Here is a 15,632-nt window from a genome sequence, read left to right on the forward strand (position 1 = left end):
CTGACGCCGGCGCAGCCCTATGCGAAGGCGACCTTGGCGTGGAACTCTCCGGCCGTCCAGCGGGCGAGGGCGGCGCGCAAGGCCTCCAGCTCCAGAGGCTTGATCAGATGGTCGTTCATCCCCGCCTCGATACAGGCCTGACGGTCCTCGGCGAAGGCGTTGGCGGTCAGGGCCACGATCGGGGTGCGGTCGCCGCCGGCGCGAATGACGCGGGTCGCGGCGGGACCGTCCATGCCGGGCATCCGCATGTCCATGAAGACGAGATCATAGCGGGCGCGCTTGAGGGCTGCGATGGCCTCCTCTCCCGTCGCCGCGGTCTCCACCACGCAGCCCTCGCGACGCAGCAGGGTCTTGGCCAGAAGGGCGCCGACCGGATTGTCCTCGGCCAGCAGGATGCGAGTGCCGGCGAACCGCACGGGGAGGACGCGGTCGTCCTCGGGCGGCGAAGCGGGCGGCGCCCCCTGGGCCTGGCCGGCGCAGGCAGCCGCCAGCACCCGCTCGACCAGCGATGCGCGGCGCAGGGGCTTTATCAGATAGCCGTGGAAGCCGATCGACCGGTAGCGAGCGATCAGGTCGCGTTCCGACGGCTTGAGCAGAACGATGCTGCGACCGCCCTCTGGCAGGGGAGCCAGAGGAAGTCCGGCGGCGGCCGCCCCAGCGTGATCGACCAGGGTTATCGAGGCCGGCCCGCCCACCGGGAAAAGCGAGCCGCCGGACGCCGTGATCTGGTCCTCCGCGGCGGCGCGCACGAAGGGATCGGGGCTGCGCACCTGCAAGGTTCGGCCCGTCAGGGGCTGGAGGCGCGGCGCGGCTTCGGCGAGCGCCTCGAAGGCCGCCTCGAACACGAAGCGGGAACCTCGCGTGCTCCGGGGGCCGGGCCGGTCCTCGACCCGGACGGTCCCGCCCATGGCCGTGGCGAGTTTCTGCACCACCGCCAGCCCCAGCCCGGCGCCGCCGTAGCGGGTCGCGTCCGTGGCGTCGACGTGGCCGAACTCCTCGAAGATGCGGGCGCGCGCCTCGACGGGGACGCCGGGGCCGGTGTCGTCGATGATGAAGGCGAGCGTCGGCCGTTCGTCGGAGCCGCCTGTCCGCTCGACGGCGATACGCACCCCACCCGTCTCGGTGAATTTCACCGCGTTTCCGGCGAGGTTGAACAGCACCTGCCGCAGCCGACCCTCGTCGGCCAGGACGTCAGGCCCCTCGGGCGAGACCGACCAGACGATTTCCAGCCCCTTGTCGTGAGCGCGGGGGCTCAGCAGTTCAGCCACGCCGCGGACCAGACCTTCCAGCTCGACCGGCGCCGGATCGATCTCCAGTTTGCCGGCCTCCAGTCGGGCGTAGTCGAGCAGGTCGTTGACCAGCCCCAGAAGGTGTTCGGCGCTGTCGCGCGCGGCCTCGGCATAGGATCTCTGGGCGCCGTCGAGTTTGGTGCGGGTCAGCAGGCCCAGCATCCCGATGACTCCGTTCAGCGGCGTGCGCATCTCGTGGCTCATCAGCCTGAGGAAAGGATCGGCGCCGCCCGCCCGGCCCCCATCCGCCGTCTCATCCGTCTTGCGTCGCGTCATGACGTTCTCCGCTGCACTCGCATTCTGGAGAGCAGGCGTTAACGACGACTCAATCCTTGCGGGCCGCGCTTCACCAGGCCGGCAGACTTTCCCGCTTCCCCCTCTGGCGGTCGAACTGTTCCTGGGCCCCCACCGTGGTCCGGCGATAGATCAGGGCCTCGGCGATATGGCGGCGCAGCACCCCGGTCGAACCCTCCAGGTCGGCGATGGTGCGGGCCAGACGAAGCGTCCGGGTCCAGCCCCGCGCCGTCAATCCGCCCGCCTCTCCGGCCCGCATCAGCAACGCTCGCCCTGCCTCGTCCGGGGTCGCGAACCGTTCGAGCACGTCACCGGAGGAGCGAGCGTTCAACCCCTGAAGCGGATCGAGACCCGCCTCCCTCACTCTTTCTTCCTGCATGCCGCGCGCGACCGCGACGCGGACGGCCGCCTCGGCCGTGCCCTCGGCGGGGCTGGGCAGGGCCATGTCGGCGGCGGTGACGGGCGGCGTCTCCACCGTCAGGTCGATGCGGTCGAACATCGGACCGGAGATTCGGTTCTGATAGTCGCGCTGGCAGCGGGGCGCCTTTCCGCACGCCCCCTTGCCCGATCCGCCAAGCCCGCAGCGGCACGGATTCATCGCCGCCACCAACTGGAACCGCGCCGGATAGCGCACGTGCGCATTGGCCCGCGCCACCACGATTTCCCCCGTCTCCAGCGGCGCCCGCAAACTGTCCAGCGCCTGGGCCGAGTACTCGGGCAGTTCGTCGAGGAAGAGGACGCCGTTGTGGGCCAGCGACGCCTCACCCGGCTTGGCGCGCAGGCCCCCGCCGGTCAGGGCGGCCATGGAAGCGGAATGGTGGGGCGACCGGAACGGCCGGTCGCGGGTCAGGGCGCCCCGCTCGATCAGCCCGGCCACCGACCAGACCATCGACGTCTCCAGCAGTTCCTGCGGCGTCAGCGGCGGCAGAAGCCCGGGTAGCCGCTGGGCCATCATCGACTTGCCCGAGCCCGGCGGTCCGACGAACAGAATGTTGTGGCCCCCGGCCGCGGCCACCTCCAGCGCCCGCTTGGCGCTCTCCTGACCCTTGACGTCGCGCAGGTCGGCGCTGGCCCCGCCGTTCGTCACCGGCCCCGGCTCGGGCGCGCGCAGGATGGTCGTTCCCTTGAAATGGTTGATGAGCCCGATCAGCGACCGGGGCGCCAGGATCCGCACGTCACCGCCCCAAGCGGCCTCGGGCCCATTGGCCTCCGGACAGATCAGGCCCAGCCCCATCGAGGCGGCGGCGACGGCGGCCGGGAGGGTCCCGCCGACCGGCTGGATCCGTCCGTCCAGTCCCAGCTCGCCCAACGCCGCCCAGCCCTCCAGCGCATCCGGCTGGATCACCCCCAGCGACGCCAGCAGGGCCAAGGCGATGGGAAGGTCGAAGTGACTGCCCTCCTTGGGCAGGTCGGCCGGCGCCAAATTGGCGATGATCCGCTTGGCCGGCAGGGCCAGTCCTATGCCGGCAAAGGCGCCCCGCACCCGCTCGCGGCTCTCCGCCACCGCCTTGTCCGGCAGGCCGACGATGGAGAAGATGGTGGGCCCGTCGGCGCCGACCAGCTGCACCTCGACATTCACGCGCCGCGCCTCGACCCCCTCGAACGCCACCGTCGCGATACTGGCAAGCATGATCCGTCTCCCGCTAAAGAGAACGAACCATGAACTCAAACGGATTGCAAGTCGGCCATGCACACCCGGTCAGGTTGCGCTCTCAGGCGCTGGGGATGTGTTTCGCTTCGATCACGTCCCACAGGATGGCGGCGGCGTCGATTCCGGTGAATTCCTTCAGCTGCACCGCCCCCGTCGGGGAGGTCACATTGATCTCGGTCAGATAGTCGCCGATCACGTCGATGCCGACGAACAACAGTCCCCGCGCCTTCAGCTCCGGGCCGATGACGGCGCAAATTTCCAGGTCGCGGTCGGTCAGCTCGACCGGCGCGGCCGTGCCGCCGACGCGCAGGTTGGACCGCACCTGACCCTCGGCCGGGACGCGGTTGATGGCGCCGACGGGCTCGCCGTCGATCAGGATGATGCGCTTGTCGCCCTTCGAGACCGCCGGGATGAATTTCTGGATCACCAGCGGGTCGCGCGACCCGGTCATGTGGATTTCGATCAGGGCCTCCAGGTTGGGATCCCCGGCCTTCAGGCGAACCACGCCCGAGCCCGCCGCGCCGTGCAGAGGCTTCAGCACCACGTCGCCGTGGCGCTCATGGAAGTCGACAAGGGCGGCCGGATCGGAACTGATCAGGGTCGGCGGCTGGACGCCCTCGAACCGGGTGGCGAACAGTTTCTCGGGCGCGGAACGGACCTCGGCCGGGTCGTTGACCACCAAGGTGCGCGGATGGACCGTCTCGAGCAGATAGGTGGCCGTCACATAGGCCATGTCGAACGGCGGGTCCTGGCGCATCAGGATGACGTCGACGTCCTTGCCGAGATCGAGCTTCACTTCGTCGCCTACGGTGACGTGGTCGCCGTGGACCTGCCGGATCACCACAGGATGGGCGCGGCAGGTCAGGTTAGCGTCCTCCAGCGCCAGGGTGCGGAAGTCATAGACCCACAGCTTGTGGCCCCGCTGTTGCGCCTCCATGGCCAGGAAGAAGGTCGTGTCCGAGGCGATGTTGACCGCCTCGATGGGGTCCATCTGGATGGCGACTTTGAGCATGGAGAAGGATCCCTGTTGGCCGTTCAGGGGTAATGGGCGGCGACCGACGTGTGCGCAAGGAGGGTCGAGAGTCGAAGGGCGAGGGTCGGCAGGGTAGATCGTCGAGGTCGCAGCAGCCTCGGGCTCGCTTTCGACCCTCGGCTCTCATCCCTCGCCCCTCAGTTCAGCCTCATCCTCAGCCGGTCGGCGACGACCTGATGCATCTGGTCGTCCTGGCCGGCGACGGCGCGGGCGCGGCGCAGGGCTTCGAGCGCTCCGGTCAGGGCGCCCTGCTTCTCTCGGGCCGAGGCGACGTCCAGCCAGGGCCGATGGTCGTCGGGATCCAGCAGGGCGCGGCGGACGGCGGAGCGTTCGGCGCACACATAGTCCTCGGCCCTGATCGCCCGGTTGAACAGGACGTTCTGCAGCCGGATCAGCGCTTCTCGATCCGTAACCGGCGCCATCAGCACGTCCAGCCGGTCGGCGACATGCGGCGTCAGACCGGCTCGCAGCGCCCGGCGCGTCAGTTCCGAAGGCATGACGACCCGCCCCTGGCTGAAGGGATCCAACGCCACCGGTCCGGCCGGCGTCTCGACGCGCAGCAGGAAATGGTTGGGGAAGTCGACCCCTTGCGCCTTCACCCCCGCGCGCCTCGCCGCGTCGAGATAGAAGACGGCGAGCGCCGCCGACAGGCCGCGCCGACGCTCGGCCACGTCCAGCACGTCGGTGTTGGCCGGGTCGTCGTAGTGCAGCAGGTCGCCGTTGAACCGCAGATCGGCCGCCATGGTCTCTGCCAGGGCGTCGTCGGGGCTCTCGCCGCCGATCCGCTCGGCCAGCCGTTCGGCGGCGGCGTCGGCCAGGATCCGAGCCTGGGACGGATCGCGGAACGGATAGTCGTGCAGGGCGCAGGCGATGGCCGCGTCCAGCAGCGGGAAGGCATCGTCGTCCGCCCGACCCGCCTCTTCCAGTGCGACTTCCGCCTCTTCGCGCGTCACGCCCCGTCCCCCGACGATCGGTTTTCACCCCCCGGTGAAAACTAGAGATTGCGACGATGACGCGGAATTCGCCCGGGCGCCAGCGCGACAATATCGATTCTGAGATCAAGACCGGCCAAGCTGGGTCTTTGGCGCAACAGTGCGGCGCCCGCCTCGCGCAATCTTTGCAGCTGTTGATTCTCCACGGCATTCAGCGCCGCTTCGAGTGTGGCGCGGCGTTTAACCTCGACGACGACGGCCGTCTGTCCACGCCGGGCGAGGATGTCGATCTCGACTCCGCGCGTCTTCAGCCGGAAGCCGAGGATCTGGTAGCCCTTCAGCATCAACCAGGCCGCCGCGATCCATTCGGCCCCGTGGCCCTCGCGGAAAGCCTGTCCGCCCAGCGCCTGTCGCCAGGCCGCTTTGGGCCTGGCCGGCAGGGATACGCGGACCTTCGGCGGCTTCATCCCTTGCCCTGCAGCTCCAGCGCCCGGCGATAGAGAGGCTTTCTCGGCAGGTCGAAGGCCTCGGCGACTTCGGACGCCGCCTCCCCCGTGGACAGGCGGGCCAGGGCCTCGGTCAAGGCCGTGTCGATATCGGCCTCTGAGGCCACCTCGACCGCGCCGGGGCCGATGACGATCACGATTTCGCCCTTGGGCGCATCGCAGCGCGGATCGACGGCCAGTTCGGCGAGCGTCCCCCGGATGGCCTCCTCGTAGAGTTTGGTCAGCTCGCGGGTCACGGCGGCTGGACGCGGGCCCAGGACCTCGGCCATGTCTGAGAGGCTGGCGGCCAGACGCGGGCCGCTCTCGAAGAAGACAAGGGTCTGACGCGCCGCCTTGACCTCGGCCAGCATGGTCCTGCGCGCCGCCGACCTGGGCGGCAGGAAGCCGGCGAACAGAAACCGGTCGGAAGGCTGGCCGGCGATGCACAGGGCCGCCAGCAGGCTGGAGGCTCCGGGGATCGGGCGGACCGGCAGGTCGGCGGCGATGAACGCCCGCGCCACGACGAAGCCGGGGTCGGAGATCACCGGCGTCCCCGCGTCCGACACCAGCGCCACCACCTGACCCTCTCGCACCCGTTCGACGGCGATCTCGGCGGCGCGGGCGGAAGCATGATCGTCGCAACGTTCCAGCTTCGCCTTCAGCCCATAGGCGCTCAGGAGTTTGGCGGTGACCCGCGTGTCCTCGGCCAGAATCAGATCAGCGGCGGCCAGGACGTCGAGCGCCCTTAACGTCATGTCTCTCAGGTTCCCGATCGGCGTCGCCACCAGATAGAGGCCCGGGGTCACCAGGCGCGGCGGCGGGGCGGTCGGCGGAAAGGGATTGGGCTCGGTCATCGCCGCTTCGTGCCACAGCCGGACGCTCAGGTCAGCAAGGCCTTAAGCACGGCGTCCAGCACCGGCCGTCCGGCGGCGGTCGCCGCGACCCGTCCGTCGGCGACCGCCAGGAAGCCGTCCTCGACCAATCCCTCCACCCGCCCGGTCAGGTCCAGCGCCACGAGATCGGTCAGGGCGACGCCCTCTATGGTGCGTAGGCCGAGCAGCAGCCGTTCCTCGGCGGCGGCCCGGGGATCGAGCGTCTCCTGCTCCGACCACGGCGTCCCGGCGGCGACGCTCTCAACATAGTCGGCGATGCGGCGATGAGCGACGGTGGCGGTTCGGAGCCCGTCCAGCGTCAGCCGGCCGTGGGCGCCGGGGCCGACGCCGAGATAGTCCCCGCCGCGCCAGACATGAAGATTGTGGGCCGATCGCGCCCCGACGCCCCATGCGTGGTTGGACACCTCATAGGCCTCGAAGCCCGCGGCCCCCAGCAGGCTTTGCGTCGCCTCGTACAGGTCGGCGGCCGTGTCCTCGTCGGGCGGGACCAGCGCGCCCCGCTCCATCGCCCGCTCGAAGGCCGTGCCCTCGGCGATGGTCAGCTGGTAGGGGGAGATGTGCTCGAACCCCATCGCGAGCGCCTCGGTCATGGCGGCGGTCCAGCCGGCGACCGTCTGGCCCGGCAGGGCGTAGATCAGGTCGATCGACAGACGGTCGAAGACGCCTGCCGCCACCGCGATGGCGCGACGCGCCTCGTCCGCCGAATGGTTGCGGCCGAGGAACGTCAGCTGGGCGTCGTCCAGCGACTGGACCCCCAGCGACAGCCGGTTGATCCCGGCCTCCTTCAGGGCGCCGAAATGGGCGGCCTCGGCGTCGGTGGGATTGGCCTCGAGCGTGATCTCGACATCGCCCGCCGGGAACAGAGTCCGCGCGCGTTCAATGACACGGGCGACGTCTTCGGGCCGCATCAGGGACGGGGTGCCGCCGCCGAAGAAGATCGAGGCGAGAGGGCGCGACCCCAGCAACGTCGCCTGCGCCTCAAGATCGCAAAGGATGGCTTCGACCAGCACGGCCTGCTCCTCGCGCCAGCCCCGGTCACGTACGACGTTGAAGTCGCAGTAGGGGCAGATGCGGGCGCAGTAGGGCCAGTGGACGTAGAGGCCGACCGCCTCGCCGGCGTCAGTCAATCAGGGCCGCCTTCAGCATGGCGAAGGCTCGCGTGCGATGGCTCATGCTCTCCTTCAGCGCAGGCTCCATGTCGCCGAAGGTCTGGTCGTAGCCTTCGGGCACGAAGATAGGGTCGTAGCCGAAGCCCCTGTCGCCGCGCGGCGGGAAGGTGACGACGCCGTCGACCCGCCCCTCGACCACCACGCACGGCCCGTCGGGCCAGGCGACGGCCAGCGCCGAAGTGAACCAGGCCGAGCGATCCGGCGAGCCCAGTTCTTCCAGCCGGGTCTCGATCTTCTGCATCGCCGAACCGAAATCCTTCTGTGGTCCGCCCCAGCGCGCGGAAAAGATGCCGGGCGCTCCATCCAGCGCTGCAACCGACAGACCAGAGTCATCGGCGAGACTGACCTCGCCGGAGAACTGGGCCGCGTGGCGCGCCTTCAGCATGGCGTTCCCGACGAAAGTCGTCTCGGTTTCGGCCGGTTCGGGCAAATTCAGGTCGGCGGCGGTGACCACGCTGTAATGTCCGTCCAGAAGCGCATGGATTTCACGCGCCTTGCCGGCGTTGTGTGTCGCGGCGACGATCCGCATCCCCTTGATAAGCTTCAACTTCATGCCCGATCACGCCCGTGAAACATTTCATTGCTCAATTTTAATATCGTTAAACGATATGTAACATGACTTCCCACCCCGCACGTCCTATCTATGATCTCAAGAACGGCGGCCACAACGTTCCCCGGAAGGGCCAAGATCGGCAAATCCGAACCTCGTGGTGAAAAGAAGCGGGCATGAATGACCCGCCTCAGGATCGAAGGAATAGAACGATGAACACGATGAACGCCTCGCTGATGATGGACAAGGTCGGCGCTGTGCTGATCAACGCCGCCCTGCTCGCCGCCCTGCCGACCGCCCTGGTCGCCATTCTGGTGCAGGCTTTCTGATACAGGGGTCTCTAACGTTCGCAACGCGGTTGCCCACAGCTTGAGCGACCGCTGAGATGAACGGCTTCAAACCTTCGTTGCTCAACGAGCGAGGCCCCGCGGGCCGAGCGATAGCAACCCAAGAGAGAGAGCCTTCCCCTTTGTCGAAAATCGCGATGTATAGAGCCGTGTCAGGGTTTACCGGACCCTGCGCGGCCATCGCGGCCTGACTTTCTCCGGTTCCTGAGCCCGACGATGTCCCTCACCCGGCCCGAGCTGCGCCTGCCGAAGATGCCCAAGGGCTTTCGCGCGCCGTTCCGCACCATGGGACCCGGCTCCGTATCCAGCCTGCTGAAGATCGCGCTGGATGTCGCCTATTTGCTTCTGATGATCATCACCGCCGTTCTGCTGCTGGCGTTCCTGGCGTCGATCTTCATCCCCCTGTCCAACATGAATGTGACCGTCGCCAACGATTCCGGCGGACGGCAACAGGCCCTCACCCGACCCCTCCTGCTGTTCGGCGTCGGCGCCCTGACCGCCTATTTCGGCGGCTTTCTCCTGATCCTGCGAAACCTGCGGATGATCTTCCGCACCCTGACCGTGGGCGACCCCTTCCGGCCCGAGAACGTGCGCCGGCTGCGGCAGATCGGCCTGATCCTGGCGGTCGTCACCGGTGGGGTCTGGCTGGTCCAGGGGCTGGTCGCCGCCCGCCTCGCCCCCGGCATCCTGGATTCGCAGGGCGCCGGAGAGCTCCTGACCCCCGTCTTCTCCGTCCTGGTCGTGTTCGTCCTGGCCGAGGTGTTTAAAGAGGGCGCGCGTCTGCGCCGCGAGTCAGAGCTCACTATATGACCGGCGAGGCACGCGAACGCGCTCAAGCAGCGAGCGACCGCGTCGTGGGCGGTAGCGCCCCGAAGGGCGCCTGAAATGGCCATCCGCGTCCAGCTCGACAAAATCCTGGTGGAGCGACGGATGTCGCTGACCGAGCTCGCCGACCGTGTCGGCGTGACCTTGGCCAATCTGTCGATCTTGAAGACCGGCAAGGCGCGGGCCGTGCGTTTTTCGACCCTTTACGCCCTGTGCCGCGAACTGGACTGCCAGCCGGGCGATCTTCTGGTCTACGAGCCCGGCCCGCCCGAGCCGGACGCCGAGGGCGAAGACTGACCCCGTGGCGCGGCGACCGCCTCCCGATCTGACGGCCGAGGACCGCCGCATCTGGGCCAGGGTGTCCGGCAGCGTCACCCCGCCCAAGACGCGCAAGGCCGCGCGCATCATCCCCGGCGCGATCCTGCCCGACGAGCCCCTGAAGCCCGAGACGATCAAGGCGCCGCGCCCGCCGGTTCTCGGAAAGCCCAAACCCTCGACCAAGATCCGCAACGCCGCGCTTGCCGCTCCGGCAAAGCCCACGCCAGTCGCGCCCCGGTCGGCGCCCGAAGAGCTGGAGCCGCGCCGCCAGCGCCGCCTGTCGCGCGAACGCGACCCGATCGAGGCCTCCATCGACCTGCACGGCTTCGGCCGGTTCGAGGCCGAGGACCAGCTGCGCGCCTTCCTGATGCAATCCCATGCCCGCGGCCTGCGCGCGGTTCTGGTCGTGACCGGTCAGGGGCGCAGAGGCGGCGGGATCATCCGCGCCTCCATCCACGAATGGCTGCAGGGGCACGCCCTGCGCGGCGTGGTCTCCGGCTTCGCCATGGCCCACCGGCGCCACGGCGGCGACGGCGCAATTTACGTCACATTGAAACGCTAGGTCCGGGCAGGAGGACCAACATGCCCGCAAAGTCCCGCCTCGCTTGGGTTCTGGCCGCGGTCCTGGCGTCCGTTTCGACCCCGACCCTGGCCTGCGTGATCGCTCCGCCGACCCCGGACGAGGCCATGGCGGAACGCGTCAGGAATCATCAGGCCACGCTGTGGGCCCGCTCGGACGTCGTGTTTCTGTCCCAGACCTCCGGCTTCGATCGCGTGTCCCTGACCAACTCGACCGCTCAGGGAAACAGCACGACCCTGGTCCCGTCGCTGGCGCTCAAGGGCGACCTGCCGACCGAGCCGATCGGCATCCGCCACACGACCTTCACCAGCTGCGGACCGATCCCTTTCCTCGACGCCCTGTCGGCGCGCGAGGGCGACTGGTTCGTGATCTTCGCCCGTGAGCTGCCGTCGGGCCTGTCGGTCGACGCCACCGTGCCGATCGACGAACTGGTCGATCCGCAGGCCCTGCGCGCTTGGGCCAAGGGCTCGGCGCCGCCGGCGCCCGCAACCTAGGCCTTCAGCGTCAGGCCGTTCTCGGCAGCCAGGTCCGCCAGCTTGACCATCGGGCGCGGACCCCAGTGGGCGATGACTTCCGAGGCCGCCAGCGAGCCCAGCTTGCCCGACTGTTCCAGCGTCAGGCCGCGTGCGACGCCCAGGAGGAAGCCGGCGGCGTACTGATCGCCCGCGCCTGTGGTGTCCTGCACCTTGGCGACCGGATAGGCGGCGACCGCCACGCGCTGGTCGCCGGAGATGATGACCGAACCCTCGGCCCCGCGCGTGACGGCGGCGATCTTGACCATGGCGGCCAGTTTCGTGGCGGCGGCGTCGAAGTCTTCGGTCTCGAACAGGGCGGCCAGTTCGCCTTCGTTGGCCAGGACGATGTCAGCCGACTGTGCGATGAACTCCAGCAGTTCGGCGCGCCAGCGGGCGACGACGAAGGTGTCCGACAGGGTGATGGCGACCTTGCGGCCCGCCTTGTGCGCGGCGGCGGCGGCGGCCTCGAAGGCGGCGCGGGCCGGGGCCGGATCGAACAGATAGCCTTCCAGATAGACGATGGCGCTGGACCCGATCAGGTCGGCGTCGATGTCTTCCACGCCCAGCTGGTTCGCCGCGCCCAGGAAGGTGCACATGGTGCGCTGACCGTCCGGCGTGACGTTGATCAGGCAGCGACCAGTTCCGGCGCCGTCCTTCAGGACCGGGGTGTCGAAATGCACGCCCGAGGCGCGGATGTCGTGGGTGAAGACCCCGCCCAGGGTGTCCGGAGCCACCTTGCCGACGTAGGCCGCGCGACCGCCGAACGAGCCCACGCCCGCGACCGTATTGCCGGCCGAGCCGCCCGAGGCCTCCACCCCCGCCGCCATGGCGTCGTAGAGGGCCGCGCTCTGGGTCTCGTCGACCAACTGCATCGAGCCGGGCGTCAGGGACTGGGCGATCAGGAAGGCGTCGTCGCAGGGCGACAGGACATCGACGATGGCGTTGCCGACGGCGCAGACGTCATAGGTGGCGGTGGTCTGGGTCATGGCCGCCCCATAGCGGGCGGGACGCCGGCGCGCCAGTGGCGGATTGCCGAAGCTTCACTTGCCGCGCGGCCGCCGGTCGGCATGATCACCACCATGACCTCGGGAGTTCGCCATGCTGAGCCTGATCGCCGCCCTCGCCCTCCAGACTTCCGCGCCCACCGTGGTCCCCGACGGCGGCCGGATCAGCGAAGAGCGGAAATGCTTCACCCTCAGTATGACGCGCGGCGACCAGACCCGCCCCCTCGGCCTGACCTGGCAGACGATCGAGCGAGACACGGTCGACGGCCAGCCAGTCCTTCGCGTGGTCGTGCATCAGTCGGTCAACAGCGGCGCCTTCGACATGCGTGACGAATTCTTGCTGGAGGCGGCGACCCTGCGGCCGATCTCCCTCATCAACATGCGACAGGGACAGGTCCACGTCCGCGCGACCTATGGCTCCGACCGCATCACGGGCGAGACGATCACGGACGGCGTCGCCACCCCCATCGACATCCCCCTGACCGGGCCGGTCTGGGAGGGCAATCTGTTCGGCCAGACCTTCGCCGCCCTGCCTCTGGCGGAGGGGGCGGAGTTCAGCCTGCCCTACTGGCAGTACGACAAGGGCTTCGGATCGTTTTCGGTCAAGGTCGTCGGCAAGGAGACGGTGCGCACGCCCGACGGCCCCGTCGAGGCCTGGGTCGTCGAGGCCGGCGCCGATGCCGATCGCGACCTGACCTATCTGATTTCCACTTCGGGGAACCGCGAACTGGGGTATCGGGCGGCGCAAGGATCGCAGGCCCTGGGCGGCGATTGTTCATCGCTGGAGAGCCTGCCCTGACCCAGATCGCCATCCTCACGCCCGCCGCCGACGACCCGGCCTACAAGAGCCACTGGCCCGTCGTGCTGGAGCGGTTGTCGACGGCCCTCGCCATGGCCGAGGTCACCGCCGTCCCGACCGCCTGGACCGACCATGTCACCCACGCCTCGGGCCTGACGGGCTATCCGTTGGTGCTGGGCGTCCTGACCTGGGGCTACTACGAGCGCCACGGCGACTGGCTGGCGGCGACGAAACTCTGGGGCGAGGCGGGCGTGCGGATCGCCAATCCGGCCACGGTACTGGGCTGGAATTCGGACAAATCCTACCTGCGGCGACTGGAAGCGGCGGGCATCGCCATCCCTCCGACGGCGTGGAGCGACGGCGTCACGCAAGATCAGGTCGATGCCGCCTTCGACCGGTTCGGGACGGACACCCTGGTCGTCAAGCCGACCGTCTCCGGCGGGGCCTGGAAGACGGTGAAACTCTCGCGCGGCGAGATCCTGACCGACGCCCCCGACGGTCCGGCCATAATCCAACCCTTCCTGCCCGAGCTCGTGGCGAACGGCGAACTGTCCCTGCTCTTCTTCGGCGGCCGATTCAGCCACGCGGTGGTGAAGCGCGCCAAGGCAGGCGACTTTCGCGTCCAGGTCCAGTACGGCGGCGACTATGCCCACGTCGCGGAACCGCCCGCAGACGCCGTCGAACTGGCCGAGCGGGTGCTGGCGGCGATCGAGGAGCCCCTGCTGTACGCCCGCATCGACATGGTTCAGTCCGCCGACGGATGGCTATTGATGGAGGCCGAGCTGGTCGAGCCGGACTTCTACCTGGCCCAAGCCCCGGATGGCGGGCGCCTGTTCGCCGAAGCGGTCAAGGCGCGGCTGGACATTTAGGCCGCCATCAGTCCCCGCGCCGGGCACAGGTCGTTGATCATGCAGCCGGCGCAGTTCGGCTTGCGGGCCGTGCAGGTGTAGCGGCCGTGCAGGATCAGCCAGTGGTGGGCCTTGGGCAAATAGGCCTCGGGCACGATCCGGTGCAGCTGGTCCTCGACCTTGTCGGTCGTCGCGGCGTTGGCCAGACCCAGCCGGTGCGAAACGCGGAAGACATGGGTGTCCACCGCGATGGCCGGCTCGATGCCGAGTTCGTTCAGGACGACGCTGGCCGTTTTTCGGCCCACGCCGGGCAGGGCCTGCAGGTCCGTGCGGTTCAGGGGCACGACGCCGCCGTGCTGCTCCAGCACGATGCGGCTGAGCGCGATGACGTTCTTCGCCTTGTTCCGATAGAGACCGATGGAGGCGATGTAGGGGACCAGCCCCGCCTCCCCCAGGGCCAGCATCTTCGCCGGCGTGTCGGCGACGGCGAACAGCCGGTCGGTCGCCTTGTTGACCGAGACGTCGGTCGCCTGGGCGGACAGGGCGACGGCGACGACAAGTGTGAAAGGGTCAGTGAAGCTGAGCTCGGTCTTGGGCTTCGGCATGACGCGGGCCAGGCGGACGAAGATTTCCTCGACGCGATCCTCATCGGGCGGAAAGGCGAAGATCGGGATCGGCGCGCCAGTCATGACGCTGCCGGCCTTGCGGGCCGGCGGCTTCACGGCGGCCTTCGGCTTGGCGGGTCTGGCCACGCTCACTCCGCCGACGGATTGGACAGACGCGGGTCGATCCCCAGTGCGACCATCGCCTCCACCGCCGCCCGTTCGCCCTCCATCCAGGCGCCGTGGCAGGTGCCGTAGAAGTTCGGCGAGGTCGCCTCGCCGGCGACGAATATCCGGTCCTCGATCGGTCGTCTCAACCGCGCCCGGGCGCCGGTCTCCCGGTCGCCCAACCCCGGCAGGACGTGGGAGTATGCCCCCATGGAGAACGGGTCGACTCCCCACATTGAGGTCGACAGGACGCGCAACCGTTTCGGGAAGCTGGACCCCAACAGGTCGGCCAGCTCCGAACAGGCGAAGTCGAAGAAGGCGGCCTCGCCTTGCGCCTCCAGCCCCCAGGCCAGGTCGCCGCCGAAATAGCCCTCGATGATCGGGCGCCCGAACGGCCGCAGGTGATACCCGCCGGTCTGGGACGTGTCGGTCCGGCCCCACAACTGACTGTCCTTGGGAAACTCCTCCCAGCCCTCGACCGCCATATGCAGCTTGGACGCCAGGCCCAGAGGCGCGCCCGCCGCAGCCTCGATGAGTTCGGACAGGGGCGGATCGAACCGCACCGCCTCCGAAGCCAGCACCGAGGTCGGCAGGGTCAGGATCACGGACTTCGCCTCGATCGTCCCGCGCGCGGTCTCGATCGTCAACCGAGCCGCCGACCGGTCGATACGCTCGACCGGACAGTTCAGCACCACCGGGACCTCGGCGCCCAGAAAGGCGATCAGCGACCCATAGCCTTCGGTCACCCGATAGTTGATCCCGGTGTCCTCATAGGCGTCGTAGTCGAGGGTCGAAACCTCGGCGAATTTCGCGCCGTTCAGGGCGCCGGAGATGGCGTCCATCCGCGGGTTCCAGCGGTCGCCGGGAATGAAGAGGTTGGAGGCCGCATTGTCGTCGCCGGCCTTGGCCGCATCGGCCACTCGCTGGTCGAAGGCGTCGAACGTCTCGCCGAACTCGACCTGTTCCGCCGGGGTCAGGCCGAGGTTGAAGGCCTGCTGCCGCCACGGCGGGGAGGTTTGGTCGATGGTGAACCCGGCCTCTCGGCCCAAGGTGCACAGGACGTTCTCGTCGGCGGAATGCAGCCAGCCGCACCCCAGGTCGATCGGCATTCCCTCATGCGCGACCGAGTGGGCCCGTCCGCCGAGACGGCCCCGCGCCTCCAGCACCACCACCGCCACGCCCGCCCGGGCCAGCCGACGCGCTGCCGAAAGCCCGGCGGACCCGGCCCCGACCACGGCGACATCAATGGAGGAGGGCAGGAAAATCGAAAGGCTCATCAGGCGTTGTGAACAGGCCGAAACATGACGTGTTCCCGTTGGCCCGCAAGGGG

General features: G+C 68.9%; 17 protein-coding genes. 6 read left to right on the top strand and 11 right to left on the bottom strand.

Going from position 1 to position 15,632, the window contains the following annotated elements:
• Window positions 1-17: 17 nt before the first annotated feature.
• From O5O43_RS14035 to rdgB, 8 genes are all read right to left on the bottom strand, one after another.
• Window positions 18-1,565 carry a response regulator gene (locus tag O5O43_RS14035; protein ID WP_271084517.1) on the bottom strand — a complete coding sequence of 516 codons (1,548 nt, stop codon included), beginning with the start codon at window positions 1,563-1,565 and terminating at the stop codon, window positions 18-20.
• Between the two features lie 70 nt (window positions 1,566-1,635).
• Window positions 1,636-3,213: a YifB family Mg chelatase-like AAA ATPase gene (locus O5O43_RS14040; protein WP_271084518.1), complete on the bottom strand. Its 1,578-nt coding sequence runs from the start codon at window positions 3,211-3,213 to the stop codon at window positions 1,636-1,638.
• 82 nt (window positions 3,214-3,295) lie between these two features.
• Window positions 3,296-4,246, bottom strand: a complete 951-nt coding sequence (gene gshB / locus O5O43_RS14045) for a glutathione synthase (protein WP_271084519.1) — start codon at window positions 4,244-4,246, stop codon at window positions 3,296-3,298.
• Between the two features lie 158 nt (window positions 4,247-4,404).
• Window positions 4,405-5,220 (bottom strand): transglutaminase family protein, encoded by an 816-nt coding sequence (locus tag O5O43_RS14050; protein ID WP_271084520.1) that lies wholly within the window; start codon window positions 5,218-5,220, stop codon window positions 4,405-4,407.
• A gap of 41 nt (window positions 5,221-5,261) precedes the next feature.
• A complete protein-coding gene (locus O5O43_RS14055; protein WP_271084521.1) occupies window positions 5,262-5,666 on the bottom strand; it encodes a YraN family protein in 405 nt (134 codons plus the stop codon).
• Window positions 5,663-6,538, bottom strand: coding sequence for a 16S rRNA (cytidine(1402)-2'-O)-methyltransferase (gene rsmI / locus O5O43_RS14060; RefSeq protein WP_271084522.1), 876 nt, complete (start codon window positions 6,536-6,538; stop codon window positions 5,663-5,665). The genes O5O43_RS14055 and rsmI overlap by 4 nt, the downstream gene beginning before the upstream one ends.
• Window positions 6,539-6,564: 26 nt before the next feature.
• Complete coding sequence (gene hemW / locus O5O43_RS14065) at window positions 6,565-7,704, bottom strand: radical SAM family heme chaperone HemW (protein WP_271084523.1); 1,140 nt, start codon at window positions 7,702-7,704, stop codon at window positions 6,565-6,567.
• A complete protein-coding gene (rdgB, locus tag O5O43_RS14070) occupies window positions 7,697-8,299 on the bottom strand; it encodes an RdgB/HAM1 family non-canonical purine NTP pyrophosphatase (protein WP_271084524.1) in 603 nt (200 codons plus the stop codon). Before rdgB ends, hemW begins: the two co-directional genes overlap by 8 nt.
• A 560-nt stretch (window positions 8,300-8,859) precedes the next feature.
• Here rdgB and O5O43_RS14075 point away from each other — a divergent pair.
• The 4 genes from O5O43_RS14075 (at window position 8,860) to O5O43_RS14090 (ending at window position 10,860) form a co-directional block, all read left to right on the top strand.
• Window positions 8,860-9,453 (top strand): DUF2975 domain-containing protein, encoded by a 594-nt coding sequence (locus O5O43_RS14075; protein ID WP_271084525.1) that lies wholly within the window; start codon window positions 8,860-8,862, stop codon window positions 9,451-9,453.
• A gap of 75 nt (window positions 9,454-9,528) precedes the next feature.
• Entirely contained in the window at window positions 9,529-9,765 is a 237-nt protein-coding gene (locus O5O43_RS14080) for a helix-turn-helix transcriptional regulator (RefSeq protein ID WP_271084526.1), read from the top strand.
• Between the two features lie 4 nt (window positions 9,766-9,769).
• Window positions 9,770-10,348 carry a Smr/MutS family protein gene (locus tag O5O43_RS14085; protein WP_271084527.1) on the top strand — a complete coding sequence of 193 codons (579 nt, stop codon included), beginning with the start codon at window positions 9,770-9,772 and terminating at the stop codon, window positions 10,346-10,348.
• A 20-nt stretch (window positions 10,349-10,368) separates the two neighbouring features.
• Window positions 10,369-10,860 (top strand): hypothetical protein, encoded by a 492-nt coding sequence (locus O5O43_RS14090; protein WP_271084528.1) that lies wholly within the window; start codon window positions 10,369-10,371, stop codon window positions 10,858-10,860.
• Here O5O43_RS14090 and O5O43_RS14095 read toward each other — a convergent pair.
• The gene (locus tag O5O43_RS14095) at window positions 10,857-11,867 is read right to left on the bottom strand and encodes an adenosine kinase (protein ID WP_271084529.1); all 1,011 of its coding nucleotides are present in this window, start codon (window positions 11,865-11,867) and stop codon (window positions 10,857-10,859) included. The two genes, O5O43_RS14090 and O5O43_RS14095, sit on opposite strands and share 4 nt — an antisense overlap.
• Before the next feature lie 112 nt (window positions 11,868-11,979).
• On the opposite strand from O5O43_RS14095, the gene O5O43_RS14100 reads away from it, so the two are divergent.
• Both O5O43_RS14100 and O5O43_RS14105 read left to right on the top strand, forming a co-directional pair.
• The gene (locus O5O43_RS14100; protein WP_271084530.1) at window positions 11,980-12,684 is read left to right on the top strand and encodes a hypothetical protein; all 705 of its coding nucleotides are present in this window, start codon (window positions 11,980-11,982) and stop codon (window positions 12,682-12,684) included.
• The gene (locus O5O43_RS14105; protein WP_271084531.1) at window positions 12,657-13,553 is read left to right on the top strand and encodes a transporter; all 897 of its coding nucleotides are present in this window, start codon (window positions 12,657-12,659) and stop codon (window positions 13,551-13,553) included. Before O5O43_RS14100 ends, O5O43_RS14105 begins: the two co-directional genes overlap by 28 nt.
• Here O5O43_RS14105 and nth read toward each other — a convergent pair.
• Both nth and O5O43_RS14115 read right to left on the bottom strand, forming a co-directional pair.
• Window positions 13,550-14,221, bottom strand: coding sequence for an endonuclease III (nth, locus tag O5O43_RS14110; RefSeq protein ID WP_271086442.1), 672 nt, complete (start codon window positions 14,219-14,221; stop codon window positions 13,550-13,552). The genes O5O43_RS14105 and nth overlap by 4 nt on opposite strands.
• A 65-nt stretch (window positions 14,222-14,286) precedes the next feature.
• A complete protein-coding gene (locus O5O43_RS14115) occupies window positions 14,287-15,579 on the bottom strand; it encodes an NAD(P)/FAD-dependent oxidoreductase (RefSeq protein ID WP_271084532.1) in 1,293 nt (430 codons plus the stop codon).
• Between the last annotated feature and the right edge of the window lie 53 nt (window positions 15,580-15,632).

Source organism: Brevundimonas sp. NIBR11 (genome assembly GCF_027912535.1).
Classification (GTDB): Bacteria; Pseudomonadota; Alphaproteobacteria; order Caulobacterales; family Caulobacteraceae; genus Brevundimonas.